The following is a 22895-nucleotide window of genomic DNA, read 5'->3' on the forward strand; positions in this document are numbered from 1 at the left end:
CAACGTACACCCGTAGGAGCTGCCGAAGGCTGCGATCTTTTATAGGATCACTCGGATCAGGAAACCTGCACCCGCCGCTTCTCAGCCATCCGACTACGGCTATACAGCACAATTATCGCAATGATCGCCACCGCCTGCGCACTCAGCGAATACGCATCAGCGTGGATCCCCAGCCAGTCGAAGTCAAAGAACGGCACCGGCCGGGTGCCGAAAATCCCGGCTTCCTGCAACGCCTTCACGCCATGCCCGGCAAACACCACCGACAACGCGCACAACAGACCGGCGTTGATACTGAAAAACAGCGACAGCGGCAGTTTCGCCGAACCGCGCAAAATCACCCACGCCAGACCGACCAACAACACCAACGCCGTCGCACCACCCGCCAGTACCGCGTTATGGCCCGCCGGACCCGCCTGCAACCACAGGGTCTCGTAGAACAGAATCACTTCAAACAGCTCGCGGTACACCGAGAAGAACGCCAGCGTCGCAAACCCGAAACGCCCACCGCCGCCCACCAGGCTGCTCTTGATGTAATCCTTCCAGGCCGCCGCGTGACGACGGTCGTGCATCCATACGCCGAGCCAAAGCACCATGACGGCGGCGAACAACGCCGTCGCGCCTTCCAGCAATTCACGCTGCGAGCCGCTGACATCGATCACGTACGCCGCCAACGCCCAAGTCCCGAGACCCGCCAGCAGCGCCAGCCCCCAGCCGACGTTGACACTGCGAGCCGCCGATTGCTGGCCGGTATTGCGCAGGAACGCGAGGATCGCCGCGAGCACCAGAATCGCTTCCAGGCCTTCGCGCAACAGAATCAACAAACCGGAGATGTAGCTCAGGGACCAACTCAAACCATCGCTGCCCAGCAGGCCGGCGGATTCCTTCAACTTGGCCTTGGCCGTGTCCAGGCGCTGTTGGGCCTGGGCCACTGGCAAACCGTCCTGCAACGACTGACGGTACGCCATCAGCGATTTTTCAGTGTCTTTGCGCACGTTGGTGTCGACGTTATCCAGAGAACTTTCTACCAGTTCGAAGCCCTCCAGATAAGCCGCCACCGACAGGTCATAGGCCTGATCGTGATCGCCGGCACGGTAGGCCGCGATGCTCTTGTCCAGCGTTGCGGCGGTGTAGTCGAGCAACTGCGCCGGGCCACGCTTGACCTGCGGCGGTTGCGCCCGTTGCGCACGGTAGGTCGCCGCCGCTTGCGGCCCCTCGGCAACCTGCACTTCTGCGGGAGTCTGACGGGCCAGGTCGGCGATGTTGTAGGTCTTTTCGGATTTTGCAGCAGCCGGATCGGCGCTAAAGCTGGCGATGTAGGTCGCCAGGTCCCAACGCTGACGATCGTCCAGCTGATCGGCGAAGGCTGGCATATCGGTGCCTTCGACACCGAGGCCCAAGGTGCTGTAGATCGCGTAGAGGCTCAGGTGATCCAGCCGCGCCGCATCACGCAGATTGGACGGTGGCGGTGTCAGACCGACACCCGCCGGGCCATCCCCGGCACCCGCGTCGCCGTGGCACACCGAACAATGCTGAGCGTACAACGGCGCACCACGGGTCGGATCCGGCGTAATGATTGGCGCTTGGCTGACTTCATAGGTCACGGCCAACTTGGCGCCGAGTTGCCGCGCCTGGCGGCCGACGTCCGCGCCGTCCTGACGCGCAGTGATCGCGTTGCGCAGCGTGCTGACACCCTGCTCCAGCCCGGCTTTTTCCGGTTTGGCCGGCATCGCGGCGATCAAGCCTTGCAGCGCCTTGATGGATGCCAGTTGCTCTTGGTATTCGGACTCATTAATGACTTTGCCCGCTTGCACTGTTTCCGGGTAATCCGCGCCGATGTAATCGAGCAAATGCAGCGCTTGAGGCGCGCCTTCCACGGTGTCGGCCAGCAGGTTGAAACTGCAAAGGGCAAACAGCGGCAATACCAGCCAGGCCAGGAATCGGGACGGGGCAGTCATGAATGAATCTCAATTGGAAATAAGAAGTAACACATTGTTCACTTCCAATGACTTTCACTCAAGCGTTGTTCGCAAGTACCGCCGTTTTTGCACGGGTTCGGGCCATGAAAAAGGCGACCTCGAGGGTCGCCTTTTTTGTGCCTGGCGGTTTTACACCACCGCTTTGCGAAGGGTCGCCATGAACGCAGCGGCGCCAATGAACAGTCCCGCAAACGTACGGTTCATGCGTCTTTGCTGCTTCGGCGTGCGCAACATGCGCAGCACCTTGGATGCCAGCCCGGTGTAACCGGCCATGACAATCAGGTCGACGCAGATCATGGTCACTCCGAGGATCAGGTACTGCGCCACCAGCGGTGCATGCGGATCAATGAATTGCGGCAATACCGCGAGCATGAACACCAACGCCTTGGGGTTGCTGACGTTCACCAGAAAACCCCGGAACACCAGCGCCATCGGCTTGCCGATTTGCCGGACGGCCGCGTCGTCGCTCATGTCATTGGGCAGTGCGCGCCATTGCTTGACCGCCAGGTAAACCAGATAGGCCACGCCAAACCATTTGATCGCATAGAAAGCGCTGGCCGACGCCGCGAGGATTGCACCGACACCGGCAGCGACAATCGCAATCTGTAGCGCCAGACCCAATTGCAGGCCCAGAGCGTTCCAATAACCGCGCCAGAAACCGTATCGCAGACCGCTGGACATCGACGCAATGGCGCCGGCACCAGGCGACAGACTGATCACCCAGCAGGCGGCAAAAAACGCCAGCCATGTTTGAAACTCCATCGCACACCTCGACTCAGACTCGTGACAGACGTCTAAGCTAATGCGGCTTTGGGCCGATGACCATCGTTTTTTGCAGGATAAGGGGGCTGCCGACCAGCGTTTGCGCCTGTGATGACCCCATCGCGAGCAAGCTCGCTCCCACACTGGATCTTCAGTGGACACAATATTTGTGAACAACACTGATCCACTGTGGGAGCGGGCTTGCTCCGGGCGGCGTTCCGACGAAAGCGGTCTATCAGGTAACAGAAGGCTTACTTTTCGAAACCACTGGAAGGGAATACATCGCTGCCGCGCCAGCGTCGCACCGAGCGCTGGAAGAACAGGCTGTTGGGCACTTGCACCATGGCGCTGCCGGTGCCGAGTTCTTCGGCTTCGATCAGCGTGGTGTAGAGCAGATTGATTGCCACCACCCGGCCTTTGACGCCGGGCTTGTCGGTGGTGTCCACCAACTCGACCACGTCGCCGAGACGGAACGGGCCGACGGTGAAGATCAGGATTGCGCACAACAGATTCGAGAGCACGCTCCACATGGCGAAGAACGCCACTGCCGCCACCGCGACAAACCCGGACAACGCGGTCCAGAGCACCGTTGCCGACACCCCGAGGCGTTCTAGCACGAAGATCAGCGCGCTGCCCATAATCAGCCAGCGCAGACCACCGCGCAGCGGCATCAGCAATTGTGGGGGCAACGGATAACGCTCACCCAAGCGAGTCAGGCACTTGGCGACGAAACGCTGGGCAACATATCCCGCCAACAGAATCAGCAGGATCTGCACGAAGAGCCAGATCGGCTCGATCCATACGGCAGGCAATGGAAGCTTGAAGGCTTCCATCAGGACAGAGCCTCCAGCTCCGCCTGCATGCTTTCGAGCAGTTCCAGCGCTTCCATCCAGGCTTCTTCCAGCTCGGCTTCACGGACCTTCAGCTTGGCCTGTTCGGCCAGCAGGTCACGCAAGTCGTTCTTGCGCGCCGGCTCGTAAATGTCGCTGTCGCCGAGGCTGGCATCGATCTTCGCCAGTTTCTCGTGCAGCTTGCCCAGCTCGGCTTCGAGCTTGTCAGCCTCGCGCTTGTGCGGCGCCAGTTGCTGACGCAACGCTGCGGCGGCCTGGCGCTGGGCTTTCTTGTCGGTCTTGTCCGGATTGACCGGCGTGTTACTGACGGGCGCATTGCGCTGGCGGTAGTCCACCAGCCAACGGGTGTAGTCTTCCAGGTCGCCGTCGAATTCCTCGACCTTGCCGTCCGCCACCAGATAGAAATTGTCGGTGGTGCTTTTGAGCAAATGGCGATCGTGGGAGACCACCAGTACCGCGCCACTGAATTCCTGTAGGGCCATGGTCAGCGCCAGGCGCATTTCCAAGTCCAGGTGGTTGGTCGGTTCGTCGAGCAGCAGCAGGTTCGGCCGGCCCCAGGCGATCAACGCCAGCGCCAGGCGCGCTTTTTCGCCACCGGAGAAGTTCAGCACCGGCTCATCGATCCGCGCGCCGCGGAAGTCGAAACCACCGAGGAAGTCGCGCAGCGTCTGCTCGCGCTCGGTCGGCGCCAGGCGCTGCATGTGCAGCAACGGGCTGGCCTTGGAGTCGAGTGAGTCCAGCTGATGCTGGGCGAAGTAGCCGACGACGGTGTTCTCGCCACGGGTCAGTCGGCCGGATAACGGCTCGAGTTCACCGGCGAGGTTTTTGATCAGGGTCGATTTACCGGCACCGTTCGGGCCAAGCAAACCGATCCGCGCACCGGGGGTCAGTTGCAGCTTGACCTTCTCCAACACGGCTCGCTCGCCGTAACCCAGTCGGGCGTCGGAGAGGTCAATCAACGGGCTGGAGATTTTTACTGATTCGCGGAAAACGAAATCGAATGGCGAATCGACGTGGGCGGCGGACAGCTCTTCCATCCGCTCCAGCGCCTTGATCCGGCTCTGGGCCTGACGGGCCTTGGTGGCCTGGGCCTTGAAGCGGGCGATGTAGCTTTCCATGTGCGCACGTTGCGCCTGCTGCTTCTCGTAGGCCTGCTGTTGCTGGGCCAGACGTTCGGCACGGGCGCGTTCGAAGGCGCTGTAACCACCGCGATACAGGGTGATCTTGCGCTGATCGACGTGGGCCACGTGATCGACCACGGCATCGAGGAAGTCCCGGTCGTGGGAAATCAGCATCAAGGTGCCGGGATAGCTTTTGAGCCATTCTTCGAGCCAGATGATGGCGTCGAGGTCCAAGTGGTTGGTCGGTTCGTCGAGCAACAACAAGTCCGAAGGGCACATCAAAGCCTGCGCCAGGTTCAGACGCATCCGCCAACCACCAGAGAAATCTCCTACCTGGCGATCCATCTGTTCATTGGTGAACCCAAGGCCGGCCAGCAGCTTTCGGGCCCGAGCGTCGGCGGTGTATCCGTCGGCGCTGTCGAGTTCCGAGTGCAGGCGGGCCTGAGCGGTACCGTCATGGGCCGCTTCGGCTGCCGCGAGGTCGCGTTGCACCTCGCGCAGGCGCAGGTCGCCATCGAGCACATAGTCGACCGCCACCCGATCGAGGGTGTCGATCTCCTGGCGCATGTGGGCGATGCGCCAGTCCGCCGGCAGGAAGCAATCACCCGAGTCCGGGTGCAGGTCACCCAGAAGCAAGGCGAACAGGCTCGATTTGCCGGCGCCGTTGGCACCGATGAGGCCGGCTTTGTGGCCGGCGTGCAGGGTCAGCTCAGCGTCTTCTAGCAGACGTTGAGGGCCACGCTGTAAAGTCAGGTTCTGAAGTCGAATCATAATGGCGGCGGAGTCTACCAGCTTCGCTCGCAACTGGCGCGAGTAGCACTATGTCCTCTGACCTGTGGAGCTTTTCCCTTAGTACTTACGCCCGTCCCGGCGTTGAACCCGCCTGCCTGCAATTACAGTCGGCGGGTATCAATGTGTGCTTGCTGCTCTGCGGGCTGTGGCTGGGAGATCGTGGTGTCGCCTGTAACGAACACCGATTGCAGCAACTGCGTAACGTGGCCGAGCCGTGGGACGCAGACGTGGTACGCCCGCTACGAGCCTTGCGGGTGAATTGGAAAGTCGCCGCCGCCGACGATGGCGAACTGAATGCTTTGCGCGAGCAAGTGAAGGCACTCGAACTGGAAGCCGAGCGACATCTGTTGGTGCGACTGGAACGATCGGCGCAGAGCTGGCCGCAAGGTGAGGCGACCGATCTATCGGCCTGGCTGAACGGTGTGGCGGCAGGCGCCGCCCACCTGGACCGCGACGCGCTGCATCAGCTGCGCGTCGCGGTAACCGGCACTTAGGAAGCGCTGGTTGGGGTGGTTGCTGCGATCGACGCGGCGGCCGGCGTTGGCGCTGGCGTGGCTGTCGAGGTGGCTGCTGCTAAAGCAGACGGTGCTGCCGGAGCCGGGTTGGCTGGCTTAGCAACTGGTGCGGTGGCCGGCTTGGCGGCAACCGGTTTTTTCACGGCTGGTTTTGCAGCAGGTTTCGCAGCGGCAGGTTTGGCTGCTGGTTTCGCTGCGGCAGGTTTTGCAGCAGTGGCTGGCTTGGCTGCAGCAGGTTTTGCAGCAGTCGGTTTGGCAGCCGGTTTGGCTGCAGCTTTTGCAGCTGGTTTTGCAGCTGGCTTGGCAGCAGTTTTAGTCGCGACTGATTTCGCGGCAGGCTTGGCAGCAGGTTTCGCAGCGGCAGTTTTTGCAGCTGGTTTTGCGGCCAATTTGGCAGCTGGTTTAGCCGCTGCAGTTTTCGCTGCCGCCGGTTTGGCAGCAGCGGTTCTTGCAGCCGGTTTAACGGCAGCTGTTTTGGCAGCGACTGGCTTGGCGGCAGGTTTGGCAGCGGTTGTTTTAGCAGCCGGTTTTGCAGCGCTAGCAGCGACTGGTTTTTTTGCCGCAGGTTTAGCGGCAGGTTTTGCTGCGGCTTTCACCGGTGCTTTGGCGGCCGGTTTGGCGGCAGACTTGACCGGTGCTTTTGCAGCAGCCGGTTTGGCAGCGGCTTTCTTGGCAGGAGCCGCAGCAGGCTTGGCCGAACGCAGGGACAACGCCTTGCCGACAGCCTCTTGTACACGACCGATGCCCTGGGCCAGTTTCAGGCTTTCTTGAGCATCGCGCTTGAGTTGCAGAATGTAGCTGCGAGTTTCGGATTGACGATCCTTGAGGGCATCGAGCAAGTCCTCAAGCTCCTTCACTGCGCCCTTGGCTTTGGTTTGTGCCTTGGCCTTGCCGGCCGCCGCAGCGTCCTGCAATTTGGTACGGGACGTGTGCAATTTTTCTTGCGCTTTCCCGCGTTGCTTTTCCAGTTTGGCGAGCAGTTTTTCAGCATCAGCCAAGGCTTGCGAACAAGCGTTTTCCAAATGCTCAAGCAAGCTGCCCGAGAGTTGTTGGAGTAAGTGCAACGGAGTATTTACTGGCTTCTTGGTGGCCGACATGGTTTACCTCCTGGCTGACGTGGGTGCGGCTCATACTAGACCTCTGCTGCTACCGCCGCTAGGGCATGTTGACAGTATCCAAAGCGCTGCGTTGCAACGGATTGAAATTCTTCTGCGCTTGCGCAAAACCAGTTCACCGTCGAGCGCATTCACACTGGCATAATCCCCCGCATCTCAGGTCGGAGAGTGCCCATGTCGCGCTACCTTTTTTTATCACTGTGCGTGTTTTTTTCCGTGGCCCAGGCCGCCGAAAAAACCAAAGAAAATGACACTCATGATCTCTCTTACAGCCTGGGCGCAAGCCTCGGCGAACGCCTGCGCCAAGAGGTTCCCGATCTGCAACTTCAGGCGCTGATCCAAGGATTGCAACAAGCCTATCAAGGCAAACCCTTGGCACTGAAAGATGAGCAGATCGAACAGATTCTTGCCGAGCATGAAGCCCAGGTCGCCTTGCAACCAAGCACGCCGCAAAGTGAGATCGCCCTCGAAAAAGAGCAGGCCTTTCTCGCCGTGGAAAAAGCCAGACCGGGCGTTCGTGAACTGGCCGATGGAATATTGCTAACGGAGTTGGCGCCGGGCACTGGTGCCAAAGCTGGCCCCAATGGCAAAGTCCAGGTGCTGTATATCGGTCGCCTTCCCGACGGCACGGTGTTCGATCAGAACAGTCAGCCGCAGTGGTTCAGTCTCGACAGTGTGATCAGTGGATGGCGCAGCGCGTTGCAGCAAATGCCGGTCGGTGCGAAATGGCGCCTGGTGATTCCATCGGCCGAAGCCTATGGCGCCGAGGGTGCCGGCGACTTGATTGCGCCGTTCACACCGCTGGTATTCGAGGTCGAATTGCGCGGTGCCACAAGCTGAATAGCGGAAATGAAAAACGGCGCGCATAGCGCACCGTTTTTGGAGGTCTTGCAGGAAGGGGGTTCAGGCCTGAACCGAGTCCTCTTCCTTGTGAGCGGTGTGCAGCACTTCGATCAGGCAGTCTTCCAGTTCGAAGCGCTCGTGCAACAGGCCACCCAGCTCTTTGAATTTCTCTGCCACGCATTTACCTGCATCACACAGGTCGTTAAACGCGAGCAGTTTCTCGGTGATGACGTCGATGCGAGGGTAGATGGTCTCGGCCAGCTCGAGCCCGCGAGTATCACCAAACGCCTTGGCTTCGCCGGTCAGCTGTTCGTAGATCTCGAAGTGCCCGGCAGACACGTAATCGACCAGCACGCCGCAGAATTCCTGCAACGGCTTACGGTTCTCACCCAGCGCCTCAGGCTTGGCGCCGAGAGCATCATAGGCCCGAACCAGTTCGTGACGCTCCTGCAACCAGCGATCGATCAGCAGATGCACTCCACCCCAACGTTCCTGAGCATTCTGACAACTTTCGAGCATGGTGATCTCTCTTCCCTTGTGGGTCATGCTGCCCTACACCCGTCGCCACACTTGAAGGTCAAGTATCGGCCAGGCAGAGCGTCATTCGAGCAACATAATTCCAATGACACGTGCGGGCCAGATTATGCCCGCGCGACAATGGCTTCAAGGTACGCAGGAGATAAAGTTCATACAAGTGTTTAATCACCCGCCAGCGCCCGGTGCGACGAACCGCCGCTGAGCGGTCGCAGACAGGCTTTCCAGACAACGCGCAGCAGCTGATAAATGCCCAGAATTGTCATCGCCATGAAGAACAGCAGACTCCATTCAGGAATGCTCAGGTCGAACAGTGTCCAGGAAATCTCCGCGCACTCCGCCTCCCCTCTAAACATCTGCGTGGCCTGACACAACCAAGGCATGTCCTCGTACTGAACTGCCAGATTAGGCGAGCACGTCAACAGCTGATGCATTGGATCGCTCTGCAGCAATACCTGCCGCCACGCCGTGACCGTACCCGCCAGACTGCAAAACAGCCCGAGCATCCAATACAGGAAAGACCCGAAGCGGCCCGGCCCATGCACCGAGGCCACCAGGCAGATACCTGTGAGCAACGCGAGGCAAAAGCGCTGCAACAGGCACAACCCGCAAGGCCTGAGGCCGACCGCATATTCCAGGTAATAGGACACGCCCAGGGCCAGGGCACCTGCAATGAAAGCCATGAAAAACAAGGAGCGTGAGCAGGCCAAAGACATGGCATTTCCGTAACAGTAGAGACAGGCGGTTACGGTAGAGGAAAGCGCTGCAGCCTTTCAAGGCAGGCCAGCGGGGACACTTCAACAGAAGTGTAGGGAAATCCCAACAGGAACGAGAGGATTAGGTGTAGTCCTCTGTAGGATTTTGCTGGCGAAGGATTACAACGCCGAAACAGTGGCGGATTCGAAGCAATTCCCGCCCCTTGTAGCAGCTGGCGCAGCCTGCTGCTACAGGGGCAGGAATCAAGCGTGAACAGGAACCGGCAACGGTGCCGCCAGCAAGCGTTCGTCCAACAAGCCCAAGCCCTCCTGGAACAACTGATTGCTGCGTTCTGTGTCACCCAGCTGCGCCAGCAGCCGCGCCAGTTCCGCGCAGGCTTCCGGGTTGCGCTGCACGCGTAGGCTGCTTTCCAGATAGTCCCGGGCCTTGCCCCAAAGGCTGCTTTGCAGACACAAGCGCCCCAGGGTCAGCAACAGGCTTGGGTCAGTCGGATGATCCTTGAGCCAGCCCTCGGCGGTGTGCAGTTGACGTGCCGGATCACTGCCGCGAACGAGTCCGTAGAGGCGCGCCAGATGACTGTCGTAGTTGCGCTTGAGCGCCGTCCGCAGAATCTCTTCGGCCTCGACCTGAGCACCCAGTTGCCGAAGTTGCTCGGCATAAGCGAGCACCAGTTGCGGCTCCTGACGCTGAGCCGAGGTCAACTGCTGCCAGGCGCGATTGAGCGCTTGCAAGCCAACCGTCCCGTTTTCTTCCTGATGCGCCGCCAAGGACAGGTTCTCACCCCAGGCCCGGCGTTCCAGTTCGGCCAGCTCGGCCGGCGGCAGGACCTTGTCCTTGCGTAGCTCCGGCAGCAGACGAATCAGCGCCGACCAGTCGCCCCGCTGTTGGTGCAAGCGCTGCAACTGGCGCAAGGTCTGGACGTTATGAGGATGACGCTCGTGCATGGCTTGCAGGGTCACCAGGGCGCCTTCGGTATCGCCGCGGTCGGTCTGCAATTGCGCGTGGCTCAGGGCAATCGCCAATTCTGCCTGGGGTTGTCGCTCGAGAGCACGCTCCAACAGGTTGTCGCTCTCCTCGTATTGACCTTGTTCGTTCGCGGCCCGGGCAGCGCCTAGGTAGTAAAGCAAAGGCTGGCGCTCGGCTTCCGCAGCCCGATGCAGATGGCGCTGCGCACTGGCCCAGCGACCTTCGGCCAGATCCAGTTGACCGTGCTCAATTGCCACCTGCACACGGCGACTGCGATTGCGCCGCGACCAGGGATTGACCACGCCGCTGGAGGTCGTGACCAATTCGATCAACGCCTTGATGCCCCAGAACACCAGCCAAAGCACGGCGACCAACGCCAGGGTTGCCCACAGGCTCGATTCGTAACGGAAGCTTTTGTAGGCGATCAGCACGTAACCGGAATGCTCGGCAATCGCCAGCCCCAGCGCGGCAGCCGCAGCGATCACCAGGAACACGATCACATAGAGGCGTTTCATGGCGTGGCCTCCTGAGCGGTGCCCGCAGCAGATTTGGCCATCGGTTTGATCGAGTCCTCGGCGTTGACATTACGCCGCTCCAGATACCCCTGAACCGAACTCAGCGTGCCGGTCAGGTCTGGCGTGACGACGGTAACCGGCTGCTTGCTCAACTCGCCAACCTGCTCAAGCATCACTTTGCTCTGAGGGTTGTCCGGGTTGAAGTTGCCCTTGAGCACGTCCCGCGCTTCGGCAAGCGCCTGGGTATAAACCGCAGCCTGGCCATTGAGCGCGGCCCATTGCGCCTGCTCCAGCGCCAGGCTCAGGGCCAGGCGCACCTGGCTCAGGCTCTGCCCGGCCAGCAACGGACGCACATTCTTGTCAGCGTTAAAGTCGATGCGGATGTAGCGCGATACCTGATCCCACCATTGCGCCCAACGACTGGCGCCGTCGCCATCGGAGGTGAGACCCAACAGGGATTCACCACGGTCCTTGTACTCGGGCGCCAGCTCGGTGAGGCTGATCACCTGATCGCGTAGCGCCCCCAGTCGCAGGAACAGACCGGTGCGATCCGGCTGTTGGGTGCTACGCAATGCCACCAGCGTTTTGGCCACTTGCTCGCGAGCGGCAAAAGAGCCCGGGTCGTTCTGTTCGCGCAGAATTTCATCGGCGCCCTGCACCAAAGCCTGGGCACTGCTGATGTCCTGCAACGCTGAAAGACGCAGGCTGGCCAGACGCAGCAGGTGCTCGGCCTCGGCCAGACGCCAATCCTTGCGGCTGGCACCGAGAACCGTTTCCAGACGTTGATTCAAGCGTTGCTGATCGCCTTGAAGTTGAGTGACCAAACGACTGCGCGCGTCGAGCTCGGCGGCGGCAGGCATTTGTTCCAGGCGAGCAGTCAGGCGTTGTTCGTTGAGCTTCAGGTCCTGCGCCTGATCGCTCAATGCCTGGACCTGACTCAACTGCAGTTGAGTATTGGCTTGCAGGTGACGCACCTGCCAGACTCCCCAACCGCCCACGGCGACACCGGCAGCGCCCAGCAACAGCGCGACGATTGCCAGCCCATTGCCTCGGCGCTGCACTGCAGCAGGTGGCACGTTTTCAACCGGTGCTTCAACCGGTGCGCCGAGCACTGGCTGGACGTCATCTTTAGGCAAGGCTGTTTCGCTCACGTATCCATCCTTTGCATTAGAGAACGGGTCCGGGATGCTCCCGTAACGCCGTCAGCAAAGCCGCGGCACTGGCGCCGCGACAATCCACAACTGTTTGGGCCCCGGCGGCACATGCCAGCTCAGCGACCCTGGGGCTTGGAACAAACAACGGCAACCGCGCCAATTGCGGCCAGGCATCGCCGGCCAATTGATGCAGGTGCTCAAAACCCTGTCCACTGCTGACCACCAGCCCGTTCAAGCGTTCCGCTTCGATCAGGTCAGGCAGCGCTGCCGGCGGGTAGTGCGGCAGGTCGCGGCGGTACAACTCCAGATACTCGACACTAGCACCAAGCTCGCGCAAACGCTCAGCCAGCAACTCGCGCCCGCCCTCCCCGCGCATGATCAGCACGCGTGGACCGGGCCGCGCGATTGCCTCACGCAACTGAGGAAGTTCAAGCAAGGCTTCGCTGTCATCGCCATCCACCGGAAAGCTGACGTCCAACCCATGGTCCTCAAGGATCTGCGCGGTGGCTGCGCCCACGCTGAACCACTTCAAACGAGGGGGTTGCGCCCGATACCGCCCGAGCAGATCCACCGCAATTCTGGCGGCTGGCTTGCTGACCACGATCACTGCGCAATAGCGATCCAGCCCCTGAATCACCTCGCGCATTGTGTCAGAGGCAGGAATCGGCTCGATCTCCAAAAGCGGCAAACTGCTGCTGAAAATCCCCCTTTCGGCCAAAAGATTGCTCAGCGCCGCCGACTCATCCTCGGGACGCGTCAGCAGCAGGCGCCAGCCAGTCACTCGTGACCTGCCTCGCCGTAGACTGCTTTCAAGATGTCGTTGGCGCCTTGACTCAGCAGGTCTTCAGCCACTTGCACGCCCAGGGCCTCGGCTTCGCTACGTGGCGCACGAGCCTCGGCGCTGAGCAGCAGACCGCCGTTCGGATCACCGACAAGACCACGCAACCAGATCTGCTCGCCTTCAAGCACGGCATAGCAGGCGATCGGCACTTGGCAGCCGCCATTCAAATGTTTGTTGAGCGCACGTTCGGCGGTCACGCGGGTGGCGGTGTCCTGATGGTGCAGCGGTGCCAACAGCGCGTGGATTTCGCTGTCGACGCTGCGGCATTCGATACCCACCGCGCCTTGGCCACCGGCCGGCAGACTGTCGTCGACGCTGATGGCCGAGGTGATGCGATCTTCAAAGCCGAGACGAATCAGGCCAGCGGCGGCGAGGATAATAGCGTCGTATTCGCCGGCATCGAGCTTGGCCAGGCGCGTGTTGACGTTGCCGCGCAGGAAGCGAATTTCCAGGTCCGGACGACGGGTCAGCAACTGGGCCTGACGGCGCAGGCTGGAGGTGCCGACGATGCTGCCTTGCGGCAATTCGTCCAGGCTGGAGTAGGTGTTGGAGACGAAGGCATCACGCGGGTCTTCTCGCTCGCAGATGCAAAACAGACCGAGGCCTTCGGGGAAGTCCATCGGCACGTCCTTCATCGAGTGCACGGCGATGTCGGCTTCGTTTTCCAGCAGCGCGGTTTCCAGTTCTTTGACGAACAGGCCCTTGCCGCCGATTTTCGACAGTGGCGAGTCGAGCAATTTGTCACCGCGACTGACCATGGGCACCAACGTCACGAGCAGACCCGGATGGGCCTCTTCCAGACGGGCTTTGACGTATTCGGCCTGCCACAGGGCGAGTGCACTTTTACGGGTGGCGATGCGGATTTCGCGAGAGGACATGGATCAATCCGTACTGAATAGATACGGCGGATAATAACAGCTCAGCCAAATCCACTTTGACTTGTATCAGAAAACGCGTGGCCTCCCTGGCCTCAGACATCCAGCAATCGGGATGAAACCCGCCCGTAAATGGCGGATTAAAGCTGTTGCATCATTTTGCGCACGCCGGCCACATGCCGTCGGCTGACGATCAGGGCGTCGCCGTTCAAGCCTTTGAGGAACAGCTGAAAATGCCCCAGAGGTGTGCGCTGCAAGCGTTCGATGCGTTCGCGGGCGACCAGCGCGTTGCGGTGGATTCGCACGAAGCGGTCGCCAAATTCATCTTCAAGGGCCTTGAGCGGCTCATCCAGCAGTACTTCGCCGCCTTCGTGGCGCAAGGTCACGTATTTGTGATCCGCAATGAAGTAGACCACCTGACCCAACGGGATCAGTTCGATACCTTTACGGGTACGGGCGCTGATATGGCTGCGCGGGCCGCTGCCACTTTCGGCGGCGGGACGGGTCAGGGCTGCGAGCTGGACGCGATTGGGCCGCTCGGCTTTTTTCAACGCTTCATGCAATTGTTCTGTACGCACAGGTTTCACCAGATAGCCTACGGCGCTGGCCTGTAAGGCTTCCACGGCAAATTCATCGGGCCCTGTGCAAAACACCACGGCGGGCGGGGTTTCGCGTTCGCACAATCGTGCAGCCACTTGCAGGCCATCGAGGCCCGGCATGCCGATATCGAGCAGCACGATATCGGGTTTGTGGCTGTCGATCAGAGCCAACGCCTCATCGCCGTTCGTGGCGCTAGGCTCCAGGACACTGTATCCCTCGAGTTCGCCAACCATTCGGCTCAGGCGCTCGCGGGCAAGGGGTTCGTCTTCAACGATCAGGACATTCATATTGCGCTGGATTCCTGCGTGAGTCTCGCACAAGGATAGCGTAGACAGGTGAAGTGACGTCCGTCACCGCGATCCACGCTAAGACTAGCGCGATGGCCAAAAAGTGCCGCCCGTCCGACGGCTAAATTTTCATCTGTCGTGCGTTTGGCGGCCCAGGCCCGCGTTGGCGAGGCATCGCCGTAGGGTTTGTTGATACACAATACGAACACCCCCTCTTTTTATAGTCAGCTGCAGCGTCTGGAACTGCGCTGATCCTACTGTCCAACTGTAGACGGTTGCCGGCACGATATTGCTCAATTGAAAAATATCGTTGCGCAAATCCCCTCGGCGTTGATTCGAGTATGGACCGCCGCCTGAGAAAAAAACGTATCGACCAGTGTCAGCGACAGGATTGGCAACCCTGTTATTATCCGCGACAGCTTTCTACGCCATCTTTCTTCAGCCGACACGAGCGAATTCATGAGCACTGACAAGACCAATCAGTCCTGGGGCGGCCGCTTCAGTGAACCCGTCGACGCCTTCGTCGCCCGCTTCACCGCCTCCGTCACTTTCGACCAGCGCCTGTATCGCCACGACATCATGGGCTCGATCGCTCACGCCACGATGCTGGCCAAGGTCGGCGTGCTGACCGATGCCGAGCGCGACAGCATCACTGATGGCCTGAAGACCATCCAGGGCGAAATCGAGGCCGGCCAGTTCGACTGGCGCATCGACCTCGAAGACGTGCACATGAACATTGAGGCGCGTCTGACCGACCGCATCGGCGTCACCGGTAAAAAACTGCACACCGGCCGCAGCCGTAACGACCAGGTCGCCACCGACATCCGCCTGTGGCTGCGTGACGAGATCGACCTGATCCTCAGCGAAATCACCCGCCTGCAAAAAGGCTTGCTGGAACAGGCCGAGCGCGAAGCCGGCAGCATCATGCCGGGCTTCACTCACCTGCAAACCGCGCAGCCGGTGACCTTCGGGCACCACATGCTGGCCTGGTTCGAGATGCTCAGCCGCGACTACGAACGTCTGGTCGACTGCCGCAAGCGTACCAACCGCATGCCACTAGGCAGCGCCGCACTGGCGGGCACCACCTACCCGATCGACCGCGAATACACCGCTCAACTGCTGGGCTTCGACGCCGTGGGCGGCAACTCGCTGGACAACGTGTCCGATCGTGACTTCGCCATCGAGTTCTGCTCGGCCGCGAGCATCGCGATGATGCACCTGTCGCGCTTCTCCGAAGAGCTGGTGCTGTGGACCAGCGCGCAGTTCCAGTTCATCGATCTGCCGGACCGTTTCTGCACCGGCAGCTCGATCATGCCGCAAAAGAAAAACCCGGACGTTCCAGAGCTGGTGCGTGGCAAGACCGGTCGCGTATTCGGCGCGCTGATGGGCCTGCTGACCCTGATGAAAGGCCAGCCATTGGCCTACAACAAGGACAACCAGGAAGATAAAGAGCCACTGTTCGACGCCGCCGATACGCTGCGCGACTCGCTGCGGGCCTTTGCCGACATGATCCCGGCGATCAAACCCAAGCACGCGATGATGCGTGAAGCAGCCCTGCGCGGCTTCTCCACCGCCACCGACCTGGCCGACTACCTCGTACGTCGTGGCCTGCCGTTCCGTGACTGCCACGAAATCGTTGGCCATGCCGTGAAGTACGGCGTGGAAAGCGGTAAAGACCTGGCGGAAATGAGCCTGGAAGAGCTGCGCAAGTTCAGCGACCAGATCGATCAGGACGTGTTTGCCGTGCTGACCCTGGAAGGCTCGGTGAATGCCCGTGACCATATCGGCGGGACTGCGCCGGCACAGGTCAAGAAGGCGGTGGCTCGCGGCCAGGCATTGCTCGCCAGCCGTTAAAAGCTAAAAGCATCGCGAGCAAGCTCCCTCCCACATTTGGAATGCATTCCCCTGTGGGAGTGAGCCTGCTCGCGATGACTGACTTCAGAACACTGTAAAACCTACTTCTTGCCCGCAACCATCGCCAAAAACGCAGGCATTGCCGCATCCTTGTCCGACGCAATCCGCTGTACGTTCGGATTCTGCTCCAGACGCTTCAGCAGCGCCTTGGCCGCCGGCATCTCAGCCAGCAAATCCAGGTCAAACAGCTTCTGCGCCACCGCACAGGCCAGCGGCACGCTGTAGAGAAAATACAAATCCGCAATGCTCAGGCTGTCGCCTGCCACGTAAGGGGCGAACTTGCCGTGCCTGCCCAGTGAGGCAAACCCCAGCAGCAACTCGGCTTTGGTCTTGTCCTTGATCGCCTCCGGTACAGTCGTGCCGAAAAATGCTTCGGCGTAACAGGCACGCCCCGGCAATTCGATGTACAGCTCGATTTCCTTGGCCAGCGCCAGGACCTGCGCTCGCTCAAAGGGATCGCTCGGCAACAGCGTCGTGCCTTTCTGGCTGTGTTCGAGGTATTCGAGAATCACGCTGGTTTCGTTGACGAAACCCTGTTCGACGCCCAGCACCGGCACCTTCCCGCGCGGGCTGATGGCTAATGCCTCAGGGCTCGCCCCCGGGTAAAACGGCACCTCTTCAAACGGCAGTCCCTTCTCGAGCAGCGCCAGCTTGACCATGTTGTAGTAGTTGCTGACGGAAAATCCATAAAGCTTGAGCATCACATAGCCTCCAGGCCGTGCGGGGTTGGCAGGTGCCTTTTATAGAACGCCGCGACGTTTCTTGCCAGCAGCATCACAGCGCTGAATGCAGGTAAACTGGCCGCCTTAACTTGAGGAGCCTGCCATGAGCGAGCCAACACCCGGCACCAGCAACGACGACATCGACGAAGAAGAGTTCGCCGAAAACACCCTGGTCGAAGCCATCGAAAACCAGATCGAAAGCGATAACCCGCCGGCCGCCAAGGCGACCTTCAACAAGCTGACATTGGTGGGTTACGAGCGTGAAGAAATTCTCAATTTGATGGCCCACGTTCTGGCAGTGGAAATCGACGCGATCCTCGAAGAAGACCGCGCGTTCAACACCGAATGGTACGAAGCTGCGTTGCGTGCATTGCCAGAGTTGCCGCCGGAAAAGAAATAACTCCGACCTGAAGGGCGCAGGCTTCTGTGGCGAGGGAGCTTGCTCCCGCTCGAGTGCGAAGCAGTCGCAAAGCTTTTGAGGCCGCTTCGCGCCCCAGCGGGAGCAAGCTCCCTCGCCACAAAAACAGGTTCAACACAGAATCTAACCAATCACTCCCGCCTTCCCCCAGTCCCTGACTACACTGGTACGCACCCCGCTGCCGCGTCACCCAACGGGGAATGCTTCCCAAGGCGAAAAAACCCTGTCGCGAGCACTGGACATGCCGCCCGAGTGGGATCACCTTAGGGGCGCTGTCGTCCAATTCCTAGAAAGTCTGGAGTCCTTATGTCGCTTACCCCTGAGTTGGTTGCCGAACTGGAAATCCTCGCACTCTTCAACCTGGACAGTTCCCAGGAAGGTTTGAAAATTCATCAGACCGCTGCCCCGAAAGCCATTGCCGCCGCCCAAAGACTGTTCGACAAAGAACTGATCACCCAGCCAGATGGTGGTTATCTGACCAGCCTGGGTCGTGACGCCGCGCAAAATGTGCAAACCGTTCTGACCATTCTCAACGTCCGGGAAACTGCCTGAGCATTACCGTAGCGCCCACGGAAACCCCTGCTACGGGATTTCCGCGGGCACATTTCGTTACCTGCCCTGTTGCTTGCCGTCGCCCCGCGATGAAAATCTGACGTCAGAAAAATAAAATCAGCTTAAAAGTCCTGGAGCCGAGGCGCTAAACTGGCCCTCATCCGCAGACACCCACGTCTGAGCCCCGCGAGCCGGTTTGAGCTGACATGACCCGCACCCATGAAATCCGCCCCGATCTGGACGAGGGAATCGACCGCAAGGTTCTCAGCCAACTGCGCGCACGTTTTCTGAAGCTCAATGAAGGCCGTATGGCCCGCGCCATGGAAGGGTTGTCGGCCCGCCAGCAAGCGGTGCTGACCTTGTTGCCGCTGTTTTTCCACGTCAATCATCCGCTGTTGCCAGGGTACGTTTCAGGCAGCACGCCGGCCGGGCTGTCGAATTATGAACCCGACGCCAACACCCTCGCCGAAGCCCAACGCCTGACCCGCTCGTTTTCCTATAAGCCCCGCCATGGCAGCAATCCGCCGCGACCGATTCACGGCCTGTTCCTGATGGGCAGCCTCGGCACCCTCGCCCAGGCCGACCAGAGCGACATGGACGTGTGGGTCTGTCACGGGCCGGACTTAAGCGAAAGCGAGCTCACTGAGCTGCGTAAAAAATGCCAACTCCTCGAAATCTGGGCCGCCAGCCAGGGTGCCGAGGCGCATTTTTTCCTGATCGACCCGACCCGTTTCGTACGCGGCGAACGTGATACGCAAATGAGCTCGGAAGACTGCGGCACCACCCAGCACTATCTGCTGCTGGACGAGTTTTATCGCACCGCGATCTGGCTGGCTGGACGCACGCCCATCTGGTGGCTGGTGCCGGTCTATGAAGAAGCAAGCTACGACCGTTACACCCACACGCTGATGTCCAAGCGCTTCATCCGTGCCGATGAAACCCTGGACCTGGGGCATCTGGCTTATATCCCGCCGGGCGAATTCATCGGCGCCGGACTCTGGCAGTTGTTCAAGGGCATCGAGTCGCCGTACAAATCGGTGCTCAAACTGCTGCTGATCGAGGTCTATGCCAGCGAACACCCCAAGGTTCATTGCCTGAGCCTGCGCTTCAAACAAGCGGTGTTTGCCAATCGGCTCGACCTTGATGAGCTGGACCCGTACGTCGTGGTCTACCGGCGCATCGAGGAATACCTCACTGCCCGTGGCGAGCCTGAACGGCTGGAGCTGGTACGCCGGGCGTTGTACCTGAAGGTCAATCGCAAGCTCACCGGCAGCAACAGTCGCACTCAGAGCTGGCAGCGTTCGTTGCTCAAACGCCTGGCCCACGAATGGCAGTGGGATCATCGTCAACTGGCCCTGCTGGACAGCCGCAGCCAGTGGAAAGTCCGCCAGGTCAGCTCTGAACGCAGGGCCTTGGTCAATGAGCTCAATTACAGCTATCGCTTCCTGACCCAGTTCGCCCGCAACGAACAGACCGTTAGCCTGATCAACAAGCGCGACCTCAACGTGCTGGGTCGACGGCTGTACGCAGCCTTCGAGCGCAAGGCCGACAAAGTCGAGTTCATCAACCCTGGCATCGCCCCGGATCTGGCCGAAGACACCCTTACGCTGGTGCATGCACCGAACAAAAAAGAATCGGGTCAAACTCAGTGGGGTTTGTACAACGGCAGCCTGACGGCCCTCGAATGGGAGCATTTCGCACCGATCAAGCGCAGCCGCCAATTGCTGGAACTGCTGACCTGGTGTCACCGCAATGGCGTGATTGACAGCAGCACTCGCCTGGCCTTGCACCCCGGCAGCAGCGACCTGAGCGAGTTCGAACTGTTCAACCTGCTCGGCAGCCTGCAACAGAGCATTGCCCTGCCGCTGACGAGCGTCGCCGAAGAACCGTTGCTGCGCGCCAGTGTGCCGAGCGAAGTGCTGATTCTGGTGAACGTCGGCGTCGATCCACTCAAGCACCACCGCGACCTGAACATCCTGATGACCACCGAGCGCACCGACTCCCTCAGTTACGCCGGCGTCCGGGAAAACCTGGTGCTGACCCTGGATCAGGTCACGCTCAATAGCTGGAACGAAGTGCTGGTCAACCGCTTCGACGGCCCCCACGCGCTGCTCGACTGCGTGCGCGATTACCTCAACAACCTGCCCGGCGGGCTACAACAACCCACGTTGCGGGTTCGGTGCTTCTGCCACAACCGCGCACAGTTCATCGCCCGGCGGGTCGAAGAGATCCTCGACACCGCGCAGAACCTGCTGTTGAGCAATCTCAATCATCGCTACCTGATTCAGGTCCAGCAGCACTACCACGTGTTGGAACTGGTGCCCGGCCAGGTCAATCATGTCGCCCTCGGCACGCTGCCGGCGCTGGTCGATTACCTGGGCGAAGAGCTGGCAAGCTACAGCCCGCTGCACCTGGACCCGATGGCATTGGAAGACCACGACCTGGCGCTGGTCCTGCCAATGGGCCAGCCCGATTGCATTCAGGTGTTCTATCGGATCAGCGAATACCACGCCGACCTGTACGTGCTGGATGAATTCAATGCCCTTTGGCAGCAGCGCTTGCCCTACCACGACGAGCAAAGCCTGCTGGTGCCGCTGCAACGTTTCCTGCAATCGATCCAGTACCGGCGCGACGCCTTGCTGCCGATGGACGCTGCCCAGCCGCTGAGCCTGGACACCTTGTATTACCAACTGCTGCCCTCCGGCCCTGTACGGGCGCGTCGGGTCGAAGCTCGGCCAGCGCTGCAAACCCCGGTCAACAAACCGTTCTACGACGTGCAGGCGATTATCGGCAAAGCCGCACCGGGGCAGGTGCAAGTCACGTTGTATTGCAATCAGCGGGAGTTTTCAGAGCTGGAACATGGCGACCAACTGTTCAGCGTGGTCGCCCGGGAAATCGTCGAGCAGCGCCGTGAAACCGAACACTATCGCTGCTACATCACCGACCTGGACCTGTCGGGCCTGCTCGGTGATGGTCAGAGTTCAAGCATTTTGTATTTGCGCTACAAGGCTGACCTGGAGCGCGCATTGAACGAGGCGCTCGAGCAGGTCTGAGGGGGTTATTCCGGAAAGTGGCCGCCCTCGGCCGGCTGCGATTCAACTTCCAGCAGGGTCAGTTTCAGTGTCTTGCCGCCCGGTGCCGGCCAGTCGATGTGCTGACCAACCTTCAGACCGAGCAGTGCGCTGCCGACCGGCGCCAGAATGGAAATCTTGCCTTCGTCGGCATTGGCATCCTTCGGATAAACCAACGTCAGGTGATAGTCCTTGCCGCTGCCTTCTTCGCGGCAATGCACACGGGAATTCATGGTCACGACATCGGCGGGCACTTCATCGTGACCGACCACGGTATCCGCGCGATCCAGTTCGGTTTGCAGCGCGATTACGCCCGGCAGCGTGTCATCCAGGCTGTCGATCAGGCGCTCCAGACGTTGCACGTCCAGACGAGTAAGGGTGATGGAAGGTGCGGTCATGATAGAGGCAGACTCCTTTCTTCTGCACAGAAAAAGCAAAACCCCGCCAGAAAAAGGCGGGGTCTTCACGAGCCTCGATGGGTTGAGGCGTTTCTCGACACTATCACAGCTCAATAAATATACAAGTCAGGGGCGACGACACACTTTTGTAGCAGCTGGCGAAGCCTGCGTCCGGCTGCGCAGCAGTCGTGGAATCAGGCGATATGGTGTGTCAGGAGTACCGAGCATTCAGGTTTTACGACTGCTGCGCAGCCGGACGCAGGCTTCGCCAGCTGCTACAGGTCGCGTGAAAGCTTCAGGTGGCGATCTTGCGCTGTGCCGCCTGGGCGCAGATGACACGACGGCGATCATCATCGGCCGAGCGCCATTCGCGGATGTCTTCGACATGACGAAAACACCCAAGGCAGACCTTCTGCTCATCCAGCCGACACACGCCGCTGCACGGCGAAGCCACCGCCGGGCTGACATTGCTGTAGAGCGGTTTTGGCGGACGAACGGGCGCAGGCTGAGTCACGATCTCACAGACCTTCGAAATCGAGCTCGGCGTCAGCTTGTTGCTTGACGATGCGCTCGAGCATCTCGCCGAGTTGTTCGTCGCTCTTGTCACACATCCAGCGCTTGCTCTCTTCGTCGTAATCGAAGTGGAAACCACCGGACACGGCCGCCAGCCACAGCTGTCGCAGCGGTTCTTGACGGCTGAAGATCAACTGGCTGCCGTTTTCGAACTTGACGGTGAGCACACCGGCCGAGCTCTCCAGATCGATATCCAGGTCACACTCGTCAAAAATATCCTCCAGCGCCTGCTGGGTGGCATCGACCAGATCGTGGAAACGGGCTTCAGTCAAACTCATTGCGGGAACCTCAAAAAGTGTCTACTCACGCTCAAGCGCCGCAAGATACGGGCGAGCCCCGGTGATTGCAAAGGATAACGACCAAGGACCGATATAGGTACACCTGTGGGAGCGAGCCTTTGTGGTGAGGGGATTTATCCCCGTTGGGTTGCGAAGCAGCCCCAGCAGTTCAAGGTTAAGCGTGAATGCTTGCGACTGCTGCGCAGCCGAACGGGGATAAATCCCCTCACCACATAGCCCCGCCGGACGGGAGCCCCGTCGCATAGGCAAGCTGCCGGGTGGCCGGTATACTCCGGCGCAATTAATGCATTTTCAAGGATTTCGCCATGAAGCGCCTGATCTCTTCCCTTGCTGCGCTTGCCGCGGTTGCTTGCCTTGTGTCGGCGTGTGGTCAAAAAGGCCCGCTGTACCTGCCTGACGATAGCCAGGACCCTGCCGAGCAAGCCAAGTCGTCGCAGCAGTCTCCGTCGAAAGCACACAAGCACGACGTCTACCAATAAGGGAA

23 protein-coding genes and 1 pseudogene are annotated in these 22895 nt (G+C 60.2%); 7 read left to right on the forward strand and 17 right to left on the reverse strand.

Translation table 11 applies throughout. The annotated features are described in order from the left end of the window. Positions 1-56: 56 nt before the first annotated feature. The 4 genes from VD17_RS10635 to VD17_RS10650 form a co-directional block, all read right to left on the reverse strand. Entirely contained in the window at positions 57-1955 is a 1899-nt protein-coding gene (locus VD17_RS10635; protein WP_046053794.1) for a cytochrome c/FTR1 family iron permease, read from the reverse strand. 150 nt (positions 1956-2105) lie between these two features. Continuing rightward, positions 2106-2738 (reverse strand): LysE family transporter, encoded by a 633-nt coding sequence (locus VD17_RS10640; RefSeq protein WP_046053795.1) that lies wholly within the window; start codon positions 2736-2738, stop codon positions 2106-2108. A 251-nt stretch (positions 2739-2989) separates the two neighbouring features. After that, positions 2990-3571, reverse strand: a complete 582-nt coding sequence (locus VD17_RS10645; RefSeq protein WP_046053796.1) for a mechanosensitive ion channel family protein — start codon at positions 3569-3571, stop codon at positions 2990-2992. After that, positions 3571-5481, reverse strand: coding sequence for an ATP-binding cassette domain-containing protein (locus VD17_RS10650; RefSeq protein WP_033060660.1), 1911 nt, complete (start codon positions 5479-5481; stop codon positions 3571-3573). The genes VD17_RS10645 and VD17_RS10650 overlap by 1 nt, the downstream gene beginning before the upstream one ends. A gap of 50 nt (positions 5482-5531) precedes the next feature. Between VD17_RS10650 and VD17_RS10655 the strand changes: the two genes are divergently transcribed. Next, on the forward strand, positions 5532-5996 hold the full coding sequence (locus VD17_RS10655; protein WP_046053797.1) for a TIGR02444 family protein: 465 nt from the start codon (positions 5532-5534) through the stop codon (positions 5994-5996). On the opposite strand, the gene VD17_RS32450 is transcribed toward VD17_RS10655, so the two are convergent. Further along, complete coding sequence (locus VD17_RS32450; protein WP_046053798.1) at positions 5993-7114, reverse strand: AlgP family protein; 1122 nt, start codon at positions 7112-7114, stop codon at positions 5993-5995. The genes VD17_RS10655 and VD17_RS32450 overlap by 4 nt on opposite strands. A 192-nt stretch (positions 7115-7306) precedes the next feature. Between VD17_RS32450 and VD17_RS10665 the strand changes: the two genes are divergently transcribed. Beyond that, complete coding sequence (locus VD17_RS10665) at positions 7307-7972, forward strand: FKBP-type peptidyl-prolyl cis-trans isomerase (protein WP_046053799.1); 666 nt, start codon at positions 7307-7309, stop codon at positions 7970-7972. Between the two features lie 63 nt (positions 7973-8035). Here VD17_RS10665 and VD17_RS10670 read toward each other — a convergent pair whose 3' ends face one another. The 8 genes and pseudogenes from VD17_RS10670 to VD17_RS33085 all read right to left on the reverse strand — a co-directional run. Then, the gene (locus VD17_RS10670) at positions 8036-8494 is read right to left on the reverse strand and encodes an Rsd/AlgQ family anti-sigma factor (RefSeq protein ID WP_007899333.1); all 459 of its coding nucleotides are present in this window, start codon (positions 8492-8494) and stop codon (positions 8036-8038) included. Positions 8495-8673: 179 nt separating this feature from the next. Next, entirely contained in the window at positions 8674-9225 is a 552-nt protein-coding gene (locus VD17_RS10675; protein WP_046053800.1) for a disulfide bond formation protein B, read from the reverse strand. Positions 9226-9468: 243 nt separating this feature from the next. After that, positions 9469-10707 (reverse strand): heme biosynthesis protein HemY, encoded by a 1239-nt coding sequence (locus VD17_RS10680; RefSeq protein WP_046053801.1) that lies wholly within the window; start codon positions 10705-10707, stop codon positions 9469-9471. Beyond that, entirely contained in the window at positions 10704-11858 is a 1155-nt protein-coding gene (locus VD17_RS10685; RefSeq protein WP_046053802.1) for a uroporphyrinogen-III C-methyltransferase, read from the reverse strand. The genes VD17_RS10680 and VD17_RS10685 overlap by 4 nt, the downstream gene beginning before the upstream one ends. Positions 11859-11874: 16 nt before the next feature. Beyond that, complete coding sequence (locus VD17_RS10690) at positions 11875-12642, reverse strand: uroporphyrinogen-III synthase (protein WP_046053803.1); 768 nt, start codon at positions 12640-12642, stop codon at positions 11875-11877. Further along, positions 12639-13580, reverse strand: coding sequence for a hydroxymethylbilane synthase (gene hemC / locus VD17_RS10695; RefSeq protein ID WP_046053804.1), 942 nt, complete (start codon positions 13578-13580; stop codon positions 12639-12641). Before hemC ends, VD17_RS10690 begins: the two co-directional genes overlap by 4 nt. Positions 13581-13717: 137 nt before the next feature. Continuing rightward, positions 13718-14464 carry a LytR/AlgR family response regulator transcription factor gene (locus VD17_RS10700; RefSeq protein ID WP_046053805.1) on the reverse strand — a complete coding sequence of 249 codons (747 nt, stop codon included), beginning with the start codon at positions 14462-14464 and terminating at the stop codon, positions 13718-13720. After that, positions 14461-14780: pseudogene (locus VD17_RS33085) on the reverse strand (sensor histidine kinase); the annotation flags it as partial. The pseudogene VD17_RS33085 and the gene VD17_RS10700, both read right to left, overlap by 4 nt. 143 nt (positions 14781-14923) lie before the next feature. Here VD17_RS33085 and argH point away from each other — a divergent pair. Beyond that, on the forward strand, positions 14924-16318 hold the full coding sequence (gene argH / locus VD17_RS10705; RefSeq protein ID WP_033060676.1) for an argininosuccinate lyase: 1395 nt from the start codon (positions 14924-14926) through the stop codon (positions 16316-16318). A 101-nt stretch (positions 16319-16419) separates the two neighbouring features. Here argH and VD17_RS10710 read toward each other — a convergent pair whose 3' ends face one another. After that, positions 16420-17079 (reverse strand): glutathione S-transferase family protein, encoded by a 660-nt coding sequence (locus VD17_RS10710; RefSeq protein ID WP_046053806.1) that lies wholly within the window; start codon positions 17077-17079, stop codon positions 16420-16422. Between the two features lie 124 nt (positions 17080-17203). On the opposite strand from VD17_RS10710, the gene VD17_RS10715 reads away from it, so the two are divergent. The 3 genes from VD17_RS10715 (at position 17204) to VD17_RS10725 (ending at position 21123) form a co-directional block, all read left to right on the forward strand. Beyond that, positions 17204-17500, forward strand: a complete 297-nt coding sequence (locus VD17_RS10715) for a hypothetical protein (protein WP_046053807.1) — start codon at positions 17204-17206, stop codon at positions 17498-17500. A gap of 324 nt (positions 17501-17824) precedes the next feature. Then, positions 17825-18070, forward strand: a complete 246-nt coding sequence (locus VD17_RS10720; RefSeq protein ID WP_008150272.1) for a TIGR02647 family protein — start codon at positions 17825-17827, stop codon at positions 18068-18070. A 206-nt stretch (positions 18071-18276) separates the two neighbouring features. Continuing rightward, positions 18277-21123 carry a class I adenylate cyclase gene (locus VD17_RS10725; protein WP_046053808.1) on the forward strand — a complete coding sequence of 949 codons (2847 nt, stop codon included), beginning with the start codon at positions 18277-18279 and terminating at the stop codon, positions 21121-21123. Between the two features lie 5 nt (positions 21124-21128). On the opposite strand, the gene rnk is transcribed toward VD17_RS10725, so the two are convergent. From rnk to cyaY, 3 genes are all read right to left on the reverse strand, one after another. After that, a complete protein-coding gene (gene rnk / locus VD17_RS10730; protein WP_033060680.1) occupies positions 21129-21539 on the reverse strand; it encodes a nucleoside diphosphate kinase regulator in 411 nt (136 codons plus the stop codon). Positions 21540-21834: 295 nt separating this feature from the next. Next, on the reverse strand, positions 21835-22053 hold the full coding sequence (locus tag VD17_RS10735; RefSeq protein WP_046053809.1) for a DUF1289 domain-containing protein: 219 nt from the start codon (positions 22051-22053) through the stop codon (positions 21835-21837). Between the two features lie 4 nt (positions 22054-22057). Then, a complete protein-coding gene (gene cyaY, locus VD17_RS10740) occupies positions 22058-22390 on the reverse strand; it encodes an iron donor protein CyaY (RefSeq protein ID WP_046053810.1) in 333 nt (110 codons plus the stop codon). A gap of 326 nt (positions 22391-22716) precedes the next feature. Between cyaY and lptM the strand changes: the two genes are divergently transcribed. Next, the gene (gene lptM / locus VD17_RS31540) at positions 22717-22890 is read left to right on the forward strand and encodes an LPS translocon maturation chaperone LptM (RefSeq protein ID WP_046053811.1); all 174 of its coding nucleotides are present in this window, start codon (positions 22717-22719) and stop codon (positions 22888-22890) included. Positions 22891-22895 lie beyond the last annotated feature (5 nt).

The sequence above is a fragment of the Pseudomonas fluorescens genome, from assembly GCF_000968015.1.
GTDB classification, from domain to species: Bacteria; Pseudomonadota; Gammaproteobacteria; order Pseudomonadales; family Pseudomonadaceae; genus Aquipseudomonas; species Aquipseudomonas fluorescens_W.

What these genes read in the sequence shown, in the direction of transcription:
- cyaY (WP_046053810.1), bottom strand. Translation starts at nt 22,390, where the DNA reads ATGAGTTTGACTGAAGCCCGTTTCCACGATCTGGTCGATGCCACCCAG.
- VD17_RS10670 (WP_007899333.1), bottom strand. Translation starts at nt 8,494, where the DNA reads ATGCTCGAAAGTTGTCAGAATGCTCAGGAACGTTGGGGTGGAGTGCAT.
- VD17_RS10710 (WP_046053806.1), bottom strand. Translation starts at nt 17,079, where the DNA reads ATGCTCAAGCTTTATGGATTTTCCGTCAGCAACTACTACAACATGGTC.
- VD17_RS10725 (WP_046053808.1), top strand. Translation starts at nt 18,277, where the DNA reads ATGACCCGCACCCATGAAATCCGCCCCGATCTGGACGAGGGAATCGAC.
- rnk (WP_033060680.1), bottom strand. Translation starts at nt 21,539, where the DNA reads ATGACCGCACCTTCCATCACCCTTACTCGTCTGGACGTGCAACGTCTG.
- VD17_RS10645 (WP_046053796.1), bottom strand. Translation starts at nt 3,571, where the DNA reads ATGGAAGCCTTCAAGCTTCCATTGCCTGCCGTATGGATCGAGCCGATC.
- VD17_RS10680 (WP_046053801.1), bottom strand. Translation starts at nt 10,707, where the DNA reads ATGAAACGCCTCTATGTGATCGTGTTCCTGGTGATCGCTGCGGCTGCC.
- VD17_RS10665 (WP_046053799.1), top strand. Translation starts at nt 7,307, where the DNA reads ATGTCGCGCTACCTTTTTTTATCACTGTGCGTGTTTTTTTCCGTGGCC.
- VD17_RS10635 (WP_046053794.1), bottom strand. Translation starts at nt 1,955, where the DNA reads ATGACTGCCCCGTCCCGATTCCTGGCCTGGCTGGTATTGCCGCTGTTT.
- lptM (WP_046053811.1), top strand. Translation starts at nt 22,717, where the DNA reads ATGAAGCGCCTGATCTCTTCCCTTGCTGCGCTTGCCGCGGTTGCTTGC.
- VD17_RS10655 (WP_046053797.1), top strand. Translation starts at nt 5,532, where the DNA reads ATGTCCTCTGACCTGTGGAGCTTTTCCCTTAGTACTTACGCCCGTCCC.
- VD17_RS10700 (WP_046053805.1), bottom strand. Translation starts at nt 14,464, where the DNA reads ATGAATGTCCTGATCGTTGAAGACGAACCCCTTGCCCGCGAGCGCCTG.
- VD17_RS10675 (WP_046053800.1), bottom strand. Translation starts at nt 9,225, where the DNA reads ATGTCTTTGGCCTGCTCACGCTCCTTGTTTTTCATGGCTTTCATTGCA.
- VD17_RS10650 (WP_033060660.1), bottom strand. Translation starts at nt 5,481, where the DNA reads ATGATTCGACTTCAGAACCTGACTTTACAGCGTGGCCCTCAACGTCTG.
- VD17_RS10720 (WP_008150272.1), top strand. Translation starts at nt 17,825, where the DNA reads ATGTCGCTTACCCCTGAGTTGGTTGCCGAACTGGAAATCCTCGCACTC.
- VD17_RS10715 (WP_046053807.1), top strand. Translation starts at nt 17,204, where the DNA reads ATGAGCGAGCCAACACCCGGCACCAGCAACGACGACATCGACGAAGAA.
- VD17_RS10640 (WP_046053795.1), bottom strand. Translation starts at nt 2,738, where the DNA reads ATGGAGTTTCAAACATGGCTGGCGTTTTTTGCCGCCTGCTGGGTGATC.
- hemC (WP_046053804.1), bottom strand. Translation starts at nt 13,580, where the DNA reads ATGTCCTCTCGCGAAATCCGCATCGCCACCCGTAAAAGTGCACTCGCC.
- VD17_RS32450 (WP_046053798.1), bottom strand. Translation starts at nt 7,114, where the DNA reads ATGTCGGCCACCAAGAAGCCAGTAAATACTCCGTTGCACTTACTCCAA.
- argH (WP_033060676.1), top strand. Translation starts at nt 14,924, where the DNA reads ATGAGCACTGACAAGACCAATCAGTCCTGGGGCGGCCGCTTCAGTGAA.